This is a genomic window from Nonomuraea sp. NPDC050202 (assembly GCF_040656115.1).
In the GTDB taxonomy this organism is placed as follows: Bacteria; Actinomycetota; Actinomycetes; order Streptosporangiales; family Streptosporangiaceae; genus Nonomuraea.
Map to the genome: position 1 here is coordinate 68,310 of NZ_JBFALF010000034.1, position 16,020 is coordinate 84,329.

Sequence of the window (16,020 nt, forward strand, 5' to 3'; positions counted from 1 at the left end):
CTGACTTATGCGAGGTACGTTCACTCCGCGTTCACGGTGATCGATGATCGTGAGGAGATGCCTGTGCGTGCTTTCTTATCCACGGTCCTCCTGCTTGTCACCCCTCTCGCGCCGGCGGCCGCCGAGCCCGCCGTCGTCACGGCGGCCGCGGAGACGCCCCCGCTGTACGACGACGAGGCGGGCGGCTTCGCCAACGGAGACGACCCGGCGATCTGGGTGCACCCCACCCGCCCGGGCAGGAGCATCGTGATCACCACCGCCAAGGAGGGCGGCCTGTACGCCTACTCCCTCTCGGGCGCCCAGCTCCAGCACCTGCCGGCGCAGCCGCCGCCCGGCCCGGAGCACGAGCCCGGACGGCTGAACAACGTCGACCTCGTCCGCGGCTTCCGCCTGTCCACCGGCGCCAAGGTGGACCTCGCGGTCGCCTCAGACCGGGGCCGCGACCAGCTCCGCGTCTACGCCATCGACCCGGCCGCGGCCGCCGCGGGCCGGCCACCGCTCACCGACATCACCGACCCCGCGGTGCCGTTCGTCTTCAACGCCACCCAGGAGGAGGTGGACGAGGCGCGGACCGCTTACGGGCTGGCCGTCAGCGGCACCCGCGTCGTCGTCAGCCGCCGCCACCAGACCACGATCGGCCTGCTCCAGCTCGCCGCCGCCCCCGGCGGCAAGGTCACCTACCACCGCGTCCGCACCCTCGACCTGCCCGCCACCTTCCCCCTGCCCGACGGCACCACCTGGGTCCCCTGCGGCGAGCCCGGCGAGCTGCCCCAGGTCGAGGGCATGGTCGTGGACCGCGGCACCCTGTACGCGGCCCAGGAGGACGTCGGCATCTGGCGCCTGCGTGCCGACCTGACCGGCCGTCCCGTGCTGATGGACAAGGTCAGGGAGTACGGCCGGCAGGACACCTACGACCCGGCCACGGAGGAGTGCGTGCCGGGCCAGGACCGCGGCTACGGCGGCTCCCACCTGTCGGCCGACGCCGAGGGCCTGACGATCTACGAGGACGGCGACGACGGCTACCTGCTGGCCTCCAGCCAGGGCGACGACACGTTCGCCGTCTACGACCGCGACGACAACGACCACGTCGCCCAGTTCCGCGTCGGGCCCGGGGCACGGGCGGACGGGGCGGAGGTCAGCGACGGGGCGATGGTCACCAGCGCTTCGCTGGGGAGCGCGTATCCCGAGGGGTTGCTGGTCGTGCACGACGGGGCCGACGCGCCGGGGGATGGTGACCGTGAGGTGACCAACTTCAAGTTCGTGGACTGGCGGAAGGTGGAGGACGCCATCGATCAGTGACTTGAGCCGCGCATTCACACGTTGTGGGCCGCAGGAGACGACGGCTTCCCGGTTCGTGGACGGGGGCGCCCGGTTTCCTGCGGCCTGCCCGCATGGCTGCGGCTTTTCGGGCAATCCGGCGAAACCGGATGGCTCGCGTGCTAGGCGGGGAGACCGAAGGGAGACCGCGAGTCCCGGACAGGATCGTCACCTTGCATCCCACCTACGCGCACCTTGCGGGGCACCGAAGCGGCGCTGGCCTCGGCCGCCACCCTCGCCACCTCAGGAAGGCCACGGAGGTCGCGGACGCCGCCCCATCAGCACCCGCCGTCCCGTCAGCGCACGCAGCCCCGTCAGTGCACGCCGACGCGCCGGCGCGGCCGGCCCCGCCCCCCGAGCCCGCGCACGCCGCCCGGCCCGCGTAGACGCGCCCCGCCTGCGCCCGCGCACCCCACGCCCGCGGCCACGATGCAGGTGATCGAGCCGGTGGCCGTCCCCCTGCACGACCTGTCCGAGCAATGGGTAGCTTGGGTTTTTCTGCCTCCCGGCAGGCCAGAGTCAAATGATCTTGTCGGGCACGTCAGGTATGGTGGTCAGCGCTCCGGACGGGGCGGCGGACGGCGCATGGCCAGGCCTGACGGCGGCGTGACCAGGTACTGCGCCACTTGGCGGAACCCCGTCCCCGTCCATCAGGCGCAGGGCTCGCCACGACCCGCAGGCCGCCGAAGGCTGTCCCCGCGCCGGTCCCGAGGACCCCCGGCCGGAACGCGGCTAGCAAGACACCGCCGTACCGGCTCAAGGCACCCGGCACCGTGACGGCGGGCGAGCGGCGCCCCGCGCCCGGAAGATCGTCGTAGCATGCCCTGCCATGAGCAGACGATCAACGCTCGCGGCCGTCCTCGCCCTGGCCATCCCCGCCGCGCTCGTCCCCTCCCCCGCCCTGGCGGCCCCGAAGACCTACCTGATCAAGTACGACGACCACTGCCTCACCTACGCGGCCGACCGCACCCCGGCCGAACTGGGCTTCCGCGCCCAGGCGAACCACTGCCCGTCCTGTTGGTGAACGGCACTTACGACCCCAGGCTCCAGAGCCGAACCGTGAGGGTGTGCTGGTGGCGGCCATACACGGAGGGGACGGCCACCGCTCAATCCCCCACCTGGCCAGCCAGGCCCGGGCCGCCGAGCCCGGCGAGCAGCTCGCGCAACAGCCCGGCGAGTTGCTCGCGGCGTTCGGGTACGAGGTGGCTGACGAGGTGGTCCTCGGCCGTGAGCAGGTCAGCGACGACGCGGTCGAGTAGGGCGTTGCCAGCGTCGGTGAGGGTGACCGCGCGCGCGTGGTAACCCGATCCGGCGGTGGTGCGTTCGACCAGCCTGGCTCTGACCGCGCGTTCCACGCGCTGGGTGATCGCGCCGCGCGTCACCATGCACGCGTCGGCCAAGTCGCCTGGGCTCATCCGGTACGGCGGGCCGGCGCGCCGCAGCGTCGACAGCAGGTCCAAGGTCGCGACGTCCACGCCCAAGTCCGCGAGGAGACGGCGGCGCTCGTCACCGAAGGCCTTGGCGGCCCACCAGATGCGGGTGATGATCCCGATCGACTCCACCGGGACGCCCGGCAGCTCACGCCGCCAGGCGTCCTGGATCGCGTCGGCCCGGTCGGGGAACGGCTCACCGGCCACGTTCGGCACCGCCGTTCACCTGGATGATCTGCGCGGTGACGTGTCCGGCGCCAGGCGAGGCGAGCCATTGCACGGTCTCGGCGATATCCTGCGGCGTTCCGGCCCGGCCGGTGTCGGTCTGCGCGATGAGCGTGGCACGGCGCTCATCATTCAGATCGCCGCCGAAGAACTCGGTGTCCTCGATGAAGCCGGGGGCGACGACGTTGACCGTGATGCCGCGCGGCCCCAGGGCAGCGGCGAGGTCGAATGCGTACGGGTGCAGAGCCGCCTTCATCGGGCCGTAAGAGCTGCCGCCCGAGCCCCGCAAGGCCGCGATCGAGCTGACGAACACGACTCGCCCGGACGCGTTCAGCAGATTGCGGAACGCCTCGGTCGGCAGCACCGCCGTCAGCACATTGGCCCGGAAGTTACCCGACCAGCGCTCCGCGACGCCCTCGCGGGCACCGGCCCCCTCGACGTTGCCGCCCGCGTTATTGATCAGCACGTCGATCGCGCCGAAACGCTCGGCCAGGTCGGCGCGCACCCGCTCGACCTGCGCGGGCTCGCTCAGGTCGGCCGGCAGCGCGGTGCCGCCGATCTCCTCGGCCGCCCTTTCCAGCACGTCGGCACGCCGGCCGATGAGCACCACCCGGTCGCCGCCGGCCGCGAAACGCGCCGCCACCGCCTTGCCGATGCCGGTGCCGCCGCCGGTCACCACTATCGTCCGCGTCATCTCGGCCCCCTCCTGAGTTTAGGTCTAAAGTCACTCTACTCCAGAAGGCGTCGGACGGTCCGAGCGCGAGGGTGGCGGCCGGCAACCCCGCCCTGGGCCACTGATCGCATTCAAGGTCGACGGCTCGGCGCAGAAGACCGCGCACGTCGTGGCCGGTAACGGCTTCGAGGCGGACTGGTCGCTGCGGGAGGCGGACTACGCCAGGTGCACGCCGTGCGCGCCCGGCAGCGACTGCCACTGACGCGCGCCCGATCAGGGCAAGGGGCTGGGAACGTCACGCGTTCCCGGCCCTCCGTCATGCCGGGGCATGAGGTGCCCGATGAGCGATTTCCAGCCGACCGACGTGCCGCAGCCGGCCAGGACCACCGTGGCAGCACCGCCGTCCAGCACCGCCATGAGCACGTCGTGTGGTTCAGCCTGGGCGTTCGGCGGCGGCAGAGAGCGCCGCGCGTAGCGCTTGCTCGACGCTGGCGTGTACCGGCACGTGCTGGGCCATGCCGGCGATGTGCAGGAGACGGGCTGGTATGGGGGCCGGTGCTGCTAAATGGACCGCGCCGCCGTGACGGACGCTGACAGTGTGGGTGTTGATCAGGATGCGTAGCCCGCCGCTGTCGATGAACGTGGTCTCGGACAGATCGAACACGATCTGATCGCCCGGCTGCTGGCGGACCTGCTCGATGTAGGCCTCCAGCTGGAGGTGAGTGGTGGCGTCCACGTCCCCTTCGATGCAGATCATGGTGACACCGGGCAGGTGCTGGTGCGACAACAGCAGCGCGGACATCGCCCCTCCCTTCCCCGACTGCCTCGGGGCTCCACCCCGTTGCCGAGCCGGGAACAGGGCCGGTCCTGTTGAGCTGCCCCGCCATATTGTGCGCTAACCTGTAATTGCGAAATGACGCAATTAGTGAAATAAGAGAGTCAGTGGGAGGGATCGGGCGAAGACCCGGAAGAGCCGCGCGCAAGGGGTGATGTCGATGAACGGGACACGAGCGAGCGGGCAGGCGATGTGGTGATGTCGCCGCCCATGTATCAGGCCAAGGCAGAGCTGTTTCGGCTGCTGGGTCACCCGATACGGATACACGTGCTCGAACTGCTACAGGATGGGCCCAAGCCGGTACGGGACCTGCTGACCGCCTTGAACGTCGAGCCGCCCGGACTGTCACAGCATCTGGCGGTGCTGCGCCGCTCGGGCCTGGTCACCGCCCGGCGCGAGGGCACCACCGTGGTGTACACGCTGACCGGCAGCAGAGTGGTCGAGCTGCTGCGCGCGGCCCGCGAACTGCTGACCGAGACCTTGTCCGGGCAAACCGTGCTGCTCAGCGAACTGCTGCAGGCCCGAGCCCAAGACGGACCCTGACGAGGAAGGGGAACTCGGGCCCGGGCCGGCCGCCTTGAAGGGCGACCAACCCGGCCCAGCACCCGCCACGCGGACAGAAGCCGACGACCTGCCCGGCGAGCAGCGCTCGCGGCGCTGCCTCCGAACCGAGGAAGCGTCCGGACAACTCCCGGGGAGCGGAGACGCGAGATCCGGCACATGAGCGCAGCCTCCGAGAAGTAGTTCCGCGCACGCAAAGCCAAGCCCCGGCGGTGCCGGTCACCAGGACGTCCGCGTCCCCACCTCAGCGAGAGCGGGAACCACTGAGACGGCTCCTTCGCTCTTAGGCCTCCGGCGACAACCCCTTCACCACCGCGATGGCCTCATCCACTGACGGCGCCACCCGGAACACCGACCGCAGTCCCATCACCAACAGCTGACGCTCCAGCTGGGATGGCAGGCCGGACAGGATCAGGACCTTGCCTTGGTCGTGGCTGTGCTTCAGCAGGTACACCAGCACCCCGACACATCGCGAGTCGCAGAAGGTCAGACCACTCAGATCCAGGACCAGCGCAGCCGACGGCGTCGCCGACCACACCTCACCGACCTGGCGCCGCAGCAGTTCGGCGGACTCGTAGTCCAACTCCCCGGCAGCGCAGGCCACGATCACACCCGCGTGCCTGCCCACCGACACGGTGAACCGCTCGACAGCCTCCTTCTTTGCGTTTGTTTCGTCCATGGGACGCCCCTGCCCCAAGCCGGCCGAGCAATCCGAAGCGCTGGCCCCTGCCGAGAGACAGGCAGATCTCTAGGGGCCGGGCAGGGAAGATCATCGGCGAACGGCCTTTCACGCAAGCGGCTTCGGGCCCGCCATCGGGGCGGGCACGGGTGCCACACTGGCAGGGACCAATGATCGAGTGATCTGTGTTCCTACCTGATCGCCTGAGAGGAGTCACTGTTCGTGGTCGCCGGGGGCGTAGCGGCTCCATGGGCTTCCGGCTGCGGTGGCGAGCCGGGTGGCGGTGTCTCCGTCGTAGCCGGCGGAGGAGGACCTGATCGCCGTCGCGAGTGAGGTCGTCAAGGGTGAGCCGGAGGATGCGGCTGATGGGCTGGGCATAGAGCAGCACGAGCAGGGCGATGACCCGGTCGCGGCCGGGGATGCTCTCGTCGCTGAGGACCTTGCGGATCAGGGCGAGTCGTTGCCGTTGGCTGATCGGGGCCGGGTTGACGGTGCTGCGGGTCGGGATGGCCAGTTCGGGCATGTGGCAGGTGGTCATGCACCAGTGCAGGAACGCCTGGGCGGGGCGCCGGACCAGGAAGGCGGTGACGTGCCAGGCGTCCAGGTCGGCCTGGGTGCAGCCGCCGAGGCGGGTGTCGTGATCATCCATCCAGGTCAGGAAGGTAGCGGCCTGGCCGAGGACGCGGCGGGCGTCCTGGTTGCGTTTCGTGCCGAGGGGTTGCCGGTTGGCGATCGTGCGGAGCTTGCGCAGCAGGTGCCCGGTGGCGAAGCGTTCGAGCAGGCGCCGGTGCTCGACGTCGTCGATGCCGGTGAGCCGTTCGGTCAGCCATCGCTGAAGCAGCAGCAGGTGCCGGTCGACGGCGCCGTGAGCACCGGCAGCGACAGGCGTTCGGGGGGCTGGGTGACCAGGCGCCAGACCTGCACTCAGGACAGCTTGATGCCCCGCTCGTGCAGGAGCGGTTCGAGGTCGGTGGCGGCGAACATGCCGGCCACGGCCATCATCTCGCGCAGGCGCCATTGATAGCTGACGTGTCGTTTCATCGGGCTCTCCTGGCTGGCTTGAGTGCGGCCTCGAGGGTGGCGTCCAGGGCCCGGCGCAGGGTGCGGGTGCGGAAGTCGGAGGACACGCAGGTGTAGATGGAGGTGGAGCTGGCATGGTCGTGGCCTGCTTGTTCCTGGACGAGGCGGGCGTCCCAGCCGTCTTCGATGAGGTGGGTGATGCATGAGCGACGCAGCGAATGAAAGTCGAGCACAGGATCCAGGCCGAGTTCGTCGCGGTAGGCCGCCAGACGAGTGTTGATCGAGCTCAACCCGATGCGCGGGCCGCGCTCGGAGGGCCAGCATGCCGATGTCCCGGCGGTGGGAAACAGCGGGCGGATGTCGTCCATCCATTCCTGCAGGATCTCCGCCGACCAGTCCCAGACGGTCAGCACGCTGCGGCGCTTGGGCGGGGAGTCCTTCTTGGCCTTGCCATGCCGGACGTAGAGCACGCCGTACTCGCCGAACTCCGGCCCGTCGGGGTTGCTGCCGAAATCGACGGCATCCAGCATCCGTACCTCGTTGCGGCGCAGCCCGAACGCGTAAGCGGTCTTGAGCAGGGCTGCGTCGCGGAATGCCGGGAGCCAGCCCTTGCGCCCGGCGGCGCGGATGCGCTCGACCTGCTCGTCGGCGTGGTCGAACAGAGCGATCAGCTCGTTGCGGGTGAAGGCGCGCTTGCCTGCGTCGGCGTCGGCCTCCTGCACCTCGGCGAGTTGTCGGCCGGTTTCCTCGATCCGCTGGCGGGCTTTCGGCCTGCCGCCGCACCAGTTCCTCGAGCAACGACCCCATCGCCACCACCGCCTTGCACGCCTGCACCACGGTAGAAGCCGGTAATGCGATCAAACAGCCAGGGCACCGCATCGCCCCCCACACACCCGAGTCTGAGGGCTGCGCTGTGGGTGGAGGACGCCCCGAGCCGCTCCGCCATCGGCTGCATCGACCTACGCCGCCCGTCCAGCACCAACCCACACCCGGCACGGCCGCCCTACCACGCGCCGACCCAGCAGAGCACTACCAGGAACGCAGCACTAGCATGAAGATCGTGACAGAAAATACCGGCCGGCCGGGCGTCTACCCGCTTCCCATGCGCCCGATCCGCATAGCCGCTGCGCAGGCTCAGGCGCAAGCCGGTGACATCGAGGCCAACACCGCCATCGCGGTGGGCATGATCCGTGAGGCCGCCCGGGTCGGCGCCCGGCTCGTGGTCTTTCCGGAGAAGTTTCTCAGCGGCTACGAGCCCGATCTCATCCAAGGCGACCCGTGGCGCCACGCCGTGCAGCCGGACGACCCGCGCCTCGGCCCCATCACCGACGCGTGCCAGGAGACCAGTACCGTTGCCGTCGTCGGCGCCGCATTCCACGATCAGGGTGATCTGTACGTCTCGTCGCTGATCATCGGTACGAAGGGGGAGTTCGTCACCCGCTACGACAAGCAGCACCTGTTCAAGTCGGAACGCAAGATCTATCGCGAGGGCGCGGCCGGCTGCACCCTCGAACTCGACGGCTGGCGCCTGGGACTGGGCATCTGCTACGACTCCGGCTTCCCCGAGCACGCTCGCGCGGCGGCGCTGGACGGCTGCCACGCTTACGTCGTCAGCGCGCTGTTCAGCGTCGGCAACGGCTATCACGAATCACGCACCTGGTTCCCGGCCCGGGCCCTGGACAACACCTGCTACGCCGTCATGGCAAACCACATCGGCACCACCGGCGGCTGGAACGCCTGCGGGGCCAGCGCCATCTGGGGCCCCGACGGACGGCTGCTCACCGAGGCGGGCCCAGATCAACCCCAGCTGATCACAGCAGACCTCGACCCTCAGACAGTGCACGCCGTCCGCGATGCCGAACCGATGCTGCACGACCTGCACGACCTGCCCGCCACGACCACCCATCTTCGCGATCGGCACCAGCTGACCTGATTCGCTCCCGGCTTCACGAACGCGACCTGACAAAGCACGACTAGTTCTGTGTCAAGCCCGGGTTCGGGGGGCGCGGGCAAGGCTGCGAGTTGATCGCCGAGGTCGCTTCGGCGGTACAGGACGTACCGTCCGTCACGGGCCCGGGTGAGCAGACCAGCGGTGTACAGCACGCGCAGGTGCTGGGAGACAGCGCTGGGGGTCGTCTTCAGGCGGCGGGCGAGTTCCGCGGTCGGCAGCGGCTCGTCCAGGAGGCCGAGCAGCGTGGCGCGCGGCGCGCCGAGCAGCGACGCCAGAGCGGTGGCATCTGGGGCTGGCGCCGGAGCTCACAAGGTGGCCACTCCGCGGCTGGGATAGGTCAGGCGCAGTGGTTCCTCAAGGTGAACCGGCGGGGCGGGCTTGTGGGCGAACACCGACGGCATGAGCAGCAGTCCACGCCCGGACACCGCCACGTGGTGCCGGCCGATCATCTGGTCGATGGACAGCACTCCGTCATGCCGGCGCAGGTTGGCATGCATGTCGGCGAACAGCAGGCGCGCGCCGCCCACGGCCAGTCGTCGCGCCCGGTAGGTCATGTCGGCCTCCAGCACCAGTTGCATCTGCGGCCACACCGGCTCGATGGCCAGCTCCCAGTAGCGTTGCAGCGCGTATGCCCCGGCTGGGAGACGATCATGACCATGCTGGGAAACAATCTTCGTCAGGGCGTCTCCGGTACTGCTCAACCACCACTCGTGGACGCCTCCTCGAGGAGTTGCAGCACGAGGATCGCTTGTACGAGTGCAGTCGCACGACACGGGCGACAGCACAGCTTGGGCAGCGCCTTCGGGCTCTCAAGCTCGCAACGGCACGCTCACCGGCGGCTCGAATGCGAGCGTGGGCGCGGTTGACGTTTCGCTTGCCAGGTGACAGCCAGGGTCGAAGGCGATGCCGCTTGAACGGTGTGCGGATCGCGCTTGAGGAGAGAACCATGAATCGCCGACGCTATCGCAGTGACGCCAGGCCGCCTCGTACGACCGTCGTCAATGGGTGATCCACGCCTAGCACTCGCTCGCAGCGTGGAAGGGCGGTCGCGTACAGGGAAGCGGCCCGGCCCGAATCGCCCGCTGCCGCGCAGGCGTGGGCGAGATTGTTGAGGGAGATCAACGTCTCGGGGTGGTCGGCGCCCTGTACACGCTCCCGGGCCGCCCACGTGTCCTCGAACAGTGAGATGGCCCGGCCCAGGTCTCCCGCTGTCTGGTACGTGTGGGCGAGGTTGTTGCGGGAGGTCAGCGTTTCTGGGCGGTCGGCGCCCAGGATGCGTTCCCGGTCGGCCAGCGTCGTCTGGAACAGCGGGATGGCCCGGCTCAGGTCGCCCGCCTCCGCATAGGCGCCGGCGAGGTTGTTGCGGGAGATCAGGGTGTCGGGATGGTCGGCGCCCAGGACACGTTCCCGGTCGGCGAGTATCGCCTCCAGCATGGGGATGGCCCGGCTCAGCTCCCCTGCCTCCGCAAGGGCGCCGGCGAGGTTGTTCCGGGAGTTCAGGGTGTCGGGGTGGTCGGCGCCGAGGATGCGTTCCCGGTCGGCGAGTATCGCCTCGAACAGCGAGATGGCCCTGTTCAGATCGCCTGCCATCCGGTAGGCGCCGGCCAGGTTCGTACGCGATTGCAGGGTGTCCGGGTGGTCGAGGCCCAGGATGCGTTCCCGGTCGGCCAGCGTCGCCTCGTGCAGCGGGATGGCCCGGCCCAGGTCGCCCGTCATCTGGTGGACGTAGGCGACATTGTTACGGGTGGTGAGGGTGTCGGGGTGGTCGGCGCCCAGCACCTGCTCCGACGCCGCGAGCGTGGTCTCGTACAGGGCGACAGCGCGCTCCAGGCGGCCGGTCAGAAGGTAGGCGCCGGCAAGGTTGTTGCGCGAGGTCAGGGTGAGGGGATGACCGGCGTCCAGCACCCGCTCGCACGCCGCGAGCGTGCTGTCGTAAAGGACAGCGGCGCGGTCCAGGCGGCCCGCCGACTCGTAGGCGCCGGCGAGGTTGTTGCGGCAGGTCAGGGCGGCGAGATGATCGGCGCCCTCCAGCCGCTCGAACGCCTCGGCGGCCCGTTCGAGACAGTCGATCGCGTCGAAGACCGCACCCTGGTCGCCCAGGAACAAGCCGGTGGCGTTGAGCAGGAACGCGGTGAACGTGCTGTCGGTGTCGGGAGAGGTGTGGTCGGCCAGAGCGGTGATGTGCGGCAGCAGCGCCCGCCAGATCGGCCAGTCGTCCGGGTCCTTCCCCGATTCGGGGACGACCTCGGCGAGCAGTACGGTGGCCAGGCCCCTGGCGGTGTCCAGGTCCGTGGCCTGGCGGTGCGGGTCCTCCGGGTCAGGGGTGCGAGCGACGGCCTGTACCAGCCGGTGCACGGTGACGTGCTCGTCGTCGAGAGTGATCATGTTGTAGGCGGCGAGGTGGCCCAGCGCGTCCTGCACGTCCGGCGCCGTTTCGCCGTCGCCCTCCAGCAGGCCGCGGGGGATCGGCTCGGCGCTGTACCAGGCGGCGACGCGTAGTGCCTGCCCGGCCAGCGGAACCTCGGCCAGCCGGTCGAGCGTGATCCGCCAGATGCGGGCGATGGTGCGTTCGGCGTCGGAGCCGCGGGCCGTCCGGTGGTACATCACCGCCGGTCGGTCGCGGAGCAGTTCGAGGTAGGCGCGGGGGGTGAGCCGGGTCTGGTGCAGGTACGCGGCTGCCTGCTCGATCGCCAGTGGCAGGCAGCCCAGCTCGCGTACCAGTTCGGCCGCCCCGTCCACGTCCTCGGGCGGCCCCGCGTCGGCGAGGGGGCCGGCGGGGAGGGCGATCCGGGTCAGCAGCTCGATCGCCTCCCGCTCGTCCAGGACGTCCAGGCGCAGCACCTGCGCGCCCAGCCGGTGCCAGCCCTCGCCCAGGCGGGTGGTGATCAGCACCTGTCCGGCCGGGATCCGCTCCAGCAGCGGACGGACGTCGGCGGGGTCGGCGACGTTGTCGAGCACCAGCAGCCACCCGTCGTGGGCGGCCAGCCACGCCGTGGCCCGCTCGGCCAGGAGTGGCAACGGCGCGGTCGTCAGCTCCGGCTGCAACGCGGTCGTCAGGGCGGCCAGGCCGGCCTGAAGCCCGCCGGCGGTGTCAGCGGTGATCCACCACACCGGGTTGCGGGTGGCAATCTGCGCGCGGGCGTAGCGGGCGGCCAGCGTGGACTTGCCGATGCCGCCCAGACCATGCACCGCGGCCAGCACCACTTCCCCGCCGCCCCGCAACGCCGCCGCCAGGTCGGTCAGCTCCACGTCCCGGCCGACGAACACGCTCGTGTGGCGGGGCAGGTTGACCAGGCCCGGCGGGGCTGCCACTTCAGTGACCGGCCGCAGCGCGGCTTCCGGCAGCACTGTCCGGTAGAAGGTCTGGTTGTGCCCCGCCTGGTATACCCGGCCGTGGTCGGAGGCGGCGGCCTTCATCTGGACCGGCTGCTGCTGCTCGGGCTCGCCGGAGCGCGGCGCTGGTGGGACGTCCATCGATCGTTCATCGCCGCGGACACCGTCCGCATTACTCCGATAACCCCCTGAGACGGAACAGGTGCCGCCGTGCCGCCAAGGAACCCGGCCGCAGGCACGTCGGGCCAGCCTGCTGCTCGGCGGGAAGCTGCAGCGATCGCGTTCCGGATGCGCAGCACGGCCGGGTAGGGCCGACCAACGTCCGGGACGATATCCGCGAGAGCCTGGGGCTCGCCTGGCGCCGTCCGGTGGAGGCCCTGCTCGTCGCGGGCATCCCCGCGTACCGCCAATCCCGACACCCACCGCGCCTACGCCTCGGCCATTGACCGCGCCGCCGGGCTGATCGGCCGCGACCGGCCACTCGCCGACATCACTGACACCGAGATCGGCGCCGCCCTCACTGAGCTGTGGGGAGCGAGCGCGCCTGCGACCTGGAGCCGCAGGCGCGCCGCCATCACCTCCTGGCTGTCCTGATGTCAGACCAAGAAACACTGGGCGGCACCGTCGGTCCCAGCTGAGCTTGTTCTTATCCTCAGAATTGTTGTGCTGAGCGGCGAGTTGGTCATTTCGCTGACAGCGGGATAGCCTTAAGTGATCATGTGCGGTGTCGAGTCGCTAGTGATCGCTGAAGGCCGTGAGGGTGAGCCCGCTGAACGATGCCGTCCGTGTCGAGTTTTCCAGGGTGTTGTCCGGCTTCCCGAACGACGTCTATGCCTGCCTCAAGGCGCCGGCCGATATTCGAGCCGGCCGACGCGCTGTTGTGCGAGCCGGGGCCGGTGCACTCGCCGGTGGCGCTGAGCTTGTCGCCAGAGTATCGGCGCGGGCGCGGCGCCTTGTACAGCGGGCTTAACCACGGCCGGATCGACACCGGACAACTGCGTAAGTGCTGGCCGAGTTGCCGTTACTGCGCTGGCCGGACGGGCGGATCGTGCTGGCGGTGGACGTGTCGCCGTGGCTGCGCTCGGACGCCGCCTGCTCGGCTGACCGGCGCCGGTGCGCCTGCAGGCTGGAGTCATGCCGTCCTCAGCCGCCACCCTTCGAGGTGGGTCGGTGCGATGGTGTTCTGCGGGTACCAACCCCACTCCTCGCACTGGTCGCCGGTCGTTGGCGTCTTGTCGTCGCGGCGCTTTACGCGCCAGGCCTCGATGGCGTAGGACACGTTGTATCCTTCCACGCCGTATTCGGCGATCAGACGGGTGAATGCCGGCACCGTCGTCGTCAGGGAGACTCCGATGGCGGTGACGCGGCTCGCCAGGATGTTTCGGTTTACGGTGGTGGTGAGGTAAGAGCCTACATTCGCGGTGACCCCGGTCGAAGCCGAGACAGTAAATGTCTGGGACACCGACGACGAAATGTTGTAGTCGACAGGCCGGTCTGTTTGATTGTCGAGCAGTCGGCCGTCGCTGACGAGGAACTGCGGCGTGACCGACAGCGTCGTGAACCGGTATCCCTCCCAGAGGACCTGCAAGGGACCGCCCCAGCCGATGTGTCTCCACTCGGTGATGTCCGCGGGGCAGGGGACGATTTTCCCGGCATGCGCCGTGCCCGGAGTGAGGAGCCCAGAGAACAAGATCGCGATCGAGGTTATTGCGGCGAGCCGGGTGTGCCACCGCCGCCCAGTCCGTAAGCGGCCCCGCCCCGCCGGATCGTCCTTCGGTACGTTCACATTGCCCTCCTAGTGCTGATTTGACATGGAAAGTCGTACGACGACTGGCCTGCCTACCGGACGTCGGCGTGCACCATTGGGGACGTCCGAATCTCGGTAAACGAGTCTGCTCGCCGAGTTTGGGGGAAGGCCGCTTGCGCCATCATCATCTACCGGCCCCGAAATCTTGACCAGGGCCTGGTTTCACTGTCCATCGCCAGGCGAGCCTGTCCTTCACACGAGATGTCAGTTGAGGCGGATTCACCGAGGTGGCGCACGTCACGCAGGCTGAAGGCGGTGGCCGCGCCGGCCACGGTGATGGCGGCGCAGCCGGCGAGCACGGGCCGATCCCCGACGGCGTCAGCCAGGGGGCCGGCCAGCGCGGAGAACACAGGCGCGAGCACGCCACTGGCCTCCGCGGAACGATCCGGTACGCAGGAACGACGGAGGTCCGGGTCGGCCGGCCTCGCGCGGAGTGTCTCTCGCTGACCGGAGCCGCAGGGGTACGCACAGCCGCCCAGCAGCTGGTCGCGGGAATTGACGTGCTTCCTCTTGCCGTGTCCGGTTTCTCCTACTGCGATGGTTATGTAACGCGAGGTCGCAGGAGTTGCACATGCGGTTATCTGTCGCGGTTCGGACGCGGGTGGCGACCTGGCTCCTCGGCTCGATCGCCGGCATCCCGGCGGGCGCTCTGGTCGGATGCCTGGTGACGGGCGTCTGGTCCTGGCTGTGGATGGGATGGGTCCTCGGGCTCGTGAGCATGGTCGCGTTCCTCGTCGTCGTGCCGCTGCCGGAGAGGATGGCCGCTGCCGATGTGGTCCTGGCGGCGCAGCGTTTCCCCGACGACACCGAGATCGACATTGAGGGGTCCGATGATGTTCTGGTGCTCGCTCGCAGACGGACCTGGTGGGGGCCGCGGACGATCATCTTGCGGTATTCCAGGAAGGAATGGGAAGCGGAAGTCTCGGTGGCAGCGGCTGCACGGTGAGATCCGCGACCAATGGTTTCAGAGCCGGACCGGGCAGGCGAGGGTGACCAGCGGTGCACCGATGGCGTTCCGAGGGCGTGGCGCATGAAGCGAGGATGGTGCCGCTGCAGATCGACGCGGATCGTGCGCCTGTGGGCGTGTCCAAGAGTGCCGACCCGGCTGATCTGCCGGAAAGATCGTCCACCCCGGGTATCGGCAGCAGCACAGGGCAGTCGCCTGCAGGCGGTCCTCGAACGGATGGACCCCGCCGCAGGCCAGAAGCGACGGGCCGGCGCCATGGCGACGGTCCAGAGCCGCCGCCAGCCCGGAACACCCGCGTTGTGCCGGGGGCCGCGTCCGGGCTGCCGTGCAGTGACCTCGACCGTCCCGAATCCTCCCGCCTCCCCACCGCCCGGACTACCATGACGGGTATGACGCCGCCTCCCCAGCATCGCGAGCACCTCGCCGACCGCGTTCAGCGGCTGGAGTCGTTCGCCTTCATCTCCGGCGGCGACCTCGCCGACATCAAGGGCGACGTCACGGACATCAAGACCGGCTTGGAACAGCTGCCCGCCACGATCCGCGCGGAGATCCTGGAATACACCGAGCCCGTGCTCGGCGAGATCATGGCCGGGCGCGCCACCCTCGCCACCCGCCAGGACCTGCAGGCGATGGAGCAGCGGCTCGACGACAGTCTGTCCAGGCGGGAGTCCCGCCTGGATCAAGTTCTTGCCGCCCTCAGTAGAGCGGACGAGCAGCCTCACCCGTGCGAGTACCGTGTCGTCCTCACCGCCGGTTCTGTCGTCGCTACCGGACGTCGGGGCGGCTCTGGCTTGGGAATGCCTCGTTGAGCAGCTCTGTCGCCGACGACGGCCCAGGCTCCGATCCGCCTGCCCAGATGCAATGGGGCTCCGGTCGCGACGATGCCCCGATCCCACCTTGCCGAGGTCATCGCCCGCTCGGCCACTTGCCCATGAGCCTGACAATCCAGACCGTGGTGAGGACGCGGCTTCGGTTCCATCCTCGTACACGGCCCAGCGCCCGCACCGCGTCAAGGCGAAGGTTCGAGTGGGACGTCGATGCCGCGCTGGTTGAGGGAGTGCGCCGATACTCCGGGTGGGTGCGGCAAGCGTGGTCCGGCTGTCGCCGCACTGCACCGCAAGGGTTCGATGGAAGGCCCGGTGCTGGTGCTGCCGGTGAGCAGGACCTGGTCAGTGAACGCCACGTGGGTGTCCGGCCGGATGCGATCCGCGGACGCTGTCGA

General features: G+C 69.5%; 17 protein-coding genes and 1 pseudogene. 7 read left to right on the top strand and 11 right to left on the bottom strand.

All coding sequences use genetic code 11. The annotated features are described in order from the left end of the window. Window positions 1-57 precede the first annotated feature (57 nt). Together AB0I79_RS49175 and AB0I79_RS49180 are read left to right on the top strand one after the other, a co-directional pair. Window positions 58-1,299: a phytase gene (locus tag AB0I79_RS49175; RefSeq protein ID WP_357889312.1), complete on the top strand. Its 1,242-nt coding sequence runs from the start codon at window positions 58-60 to the stop codon at window positions 1,297-1,299. Window positions 1,300-2,146: 847 nt separating this feature from the next. Next, a complete protein-coding gene (locus AB0I79_RS49180) occupies window positions 2,147-2,341 on the top strand; it encodes a hypothetical protein (protein ID WP_357889315.1) in 195 nt (64 codons plus the stop codon). 82 nt (window positions 2,342-2,423) lie between these two features. Here the strand turns inward: AB0I79_RS49180 and AB0I79_RS49185 are convergent, their stop codons facing one another. The 3 genes from AB0I79_RS49185 to AB0I79_RS49195 all read right to left on the bottom strand — a co-directional run bounded on the left by AB0I79_RS49185 (window position 2,424) and on the right by AB0I79_RS49195 (window position 4,447). Then, complete coding sequence (locus AB0I79_RS49185; protein WP_357889318.1) at window positions 2,424-2,963, bottom strand: MarR family winged helix-turn-helix transcriptional regulator; 540 nt, start codon at window positions 2,961-2,963, stop codon at window positions 2,424-2,426. Beyond that, window positions 2,944-3,666, bottom strand: coding sequence for an SDR family oxidoreductase (locus AB0I79_RS49190; protein ID WP_357889321.1), 723 nt, complete (start codon window positions 3,664-3,666; stop codon window positions 2,944-2,946). The genes AB0I79_RS49185 and AB0I79_RS49190 overlap by 20 nt, the downstream gene beginning before the upstream one ends. A 412-nt stretch (window positions 3,667-4,078) precedes the next feature. After that, the gene (locus AB0I79_RS49195) at window positions 4,079-4,447 is read right to left on the bottom strand and encodes an STAS domain-containing protein (protein WP_357889324.1); all 369 of its coding nucleotides are present in this window, start codon (window positions 4,445-4,447) and stop codon (window positions 4,079-4,081) included. Window positions 4,448-4,678: 231 nt separating this feature from the next. Here AB0I79_RS49195 and AB0I79_RS49200 point away from each other — a divergent pair, with 231 nt between their 5' ends. After that, complete coding sequence (locus AB0I79_RS49200; RefSeq protein WP_357889449.1) at window positions 4,679-5,023, top strand: metalloregulator ArsR/SmtB family transcription factor; 345 nt, start codon at window positions 4,679-4,681, stop codon at window positions 5,021-5,023. Between the two features lie 301 nt (window positions 5,024-5,324). Here the strand turns inward: AB0I79_RS49200 and AB0I79_RS49205 are convergent, their stop codons facing one another. Next, the gene (locus tag AB0I79_RS49205) at window positions 5,325-5,720 is read right to left on the bottom strand and encodes an STAS domain-containing protein (RefSeq protein ID WP_357889326.1); all 396 of its coding nucleotides are present in this window, start codon (window positions 5,718-5,720) and stop codon (window positions 5,325-5,327) included. A 213-nt stretch (window positions 5,721-5,933) separates the two neighbouring features. Next, window positions 5,934-6,062 (bottom strand): hypothetical protein, encoded by a 129-nt coding sequence (locus AB0I79_RS49210; protein ID WP_357889329.1) that lies wholly within the window; start codon window positions 6,060-6,062, stop codon window positions 5,934-5,936. Between the two features lie 202 nt (window positions 6,063-6,264). Between AB0I79_RS49210 and AB0I79_RS49215 the strand changes: the two genes are divergently transcribed. After that, window positions 6,265-6,741, top strand: coding sequence for a hypothetical protein (locus AB0I79_RS49215; protein WP_357889332.1), 477 nt, complete (start codon window positions 6,265-6,267; stop codon window positions 6,739-6,741). Between the two features lie 16 nt (window positions 6,742-6,757). Here the strand turns inward: AB0I79_RS49215 and AB0I79_RS49220 are convergent, their stop codons facing one another. Next, the gene (locus tag AB0I79_RS49220; protein WP_357889335.1) at window positions 6,758-7,462 is read right to left on the bottom strand and encodes a site-specific integrase; all 705 of its coding nucleotides are present in this window, start codon (window positions 7,460-7,462) and stop codon (window positions 6,758-6,760) included. Window positions 7,463-7,791: 329 nt separating this feature from the next. On the opposite strand from AB0I79_RS49220, the gene AB0I79_RS49225 reads away from it, so the two are divergent. Next, window positions 7,792-8,673, top strand: coding sequence for a carbon-nitrogen hydrolase family protein (locus tag AB0I79_RS49225; protein ID WP_357889338.1), 882 nt, complete (start codon window positions 7,792-7,794; stop codon window positions 8,671-8,673). Here the strand turns inward: AB0I79_RS49225 and AB0I79_RS49230 are convergent. The 5 genes and pseudogenes from AB0I79_RS49230 to AB0I79_RS49250 form a co-directional block, all read right to left on the bottom strand. Next, a complete protein-coding gene (locus AB0I79_RS49230; RefSeq protein WP_357889452.1) occupies window positions 8,571-8,966 on the bottom strand; it encodes a winged helix-turn-helix domain-containing protein in 396 nt (131 codons plus the stop codon). The genes AB0I79_RS49225 and AB0I79_RS49230 overlap by 103 nt on opposite strands. Before the next feature lie 30 nt (window positions 8,967-8,996). Next, a complete protein-coding gene (locus AB0I79_RS49235) occupies window positions 8,997-9,269 on the bottom strand; it encodes a hypothetical protein (protein WP_357889341.1) in 273 nt (90 codons plus the stop codon). 119 nt (window positions 9,270-9,388) lie between these two features. After that, window positions 9,389-9,621, bottom strand: a pseudogene (locus AB0I79_RS49240) (IS5/IS1182 family transposase); the annotation flags it as partial. 30 nt (window positions 9,622-9,651) lie between these two features. Then, the gene (gene fxsT / locus AB0I79_RS49245) at window positions 9,652-12,165 is read right to left on the bottom strand and encodes an FxSxx-COOH system tetratricopeptide repeat protein (protein WP_357889344.1); all 2,514 of its coding nucleotides are present in this window, start codon (window positions 12,163-12,165) and stop codon (window positions 9,652-9,654) included. Between the two features lie 991 nt (window positions 12,166-13,156). Then, window positions 13,157-13,810, bottom strand: a complete 654-nt coding sequence (locus tag AB0I79_RS49250) for a hypothetical protein (protein WP_357889346.1) — start codon at window positions 13,808-13,810, stop codon at window positions 13,157-13,159. Between the two features lie 592 nt (window positions 13,811-14,402). Between AB0I79_RS49250 and AB0I79_RS49255 the strand changes: the two genes are divergently transcribed. Beyond that, window positions 14,403-14,777 carry a hypothetical protein gene (locus AB0I79_RS49255; protein WP_357889349.1) on the top strand — a complete coding sequence of 125 codons (375 nt, stop codon included), beginning with the start codon at window positions 14,403-14,405 and terminating at the stop codon, window positions 14,775-14,777. A 410-nt stretch (window positions 14,778-15,187) separates the two neighbouring features. Continuing rightward, the gene (locus AB0I79_RS49260; protein ID WP_357889352.1) at window positions 15,188-15,607 is read left to right on the top strand and encodes a hypothetical protein; all 420 of its coding nucleotides are present in this window, start codon (window positions 15,188-15,190) and stop codon (window positions 15,605-15,607) included. Window positions 15,608-16,020: the final 413 nt, after the last annotated feature.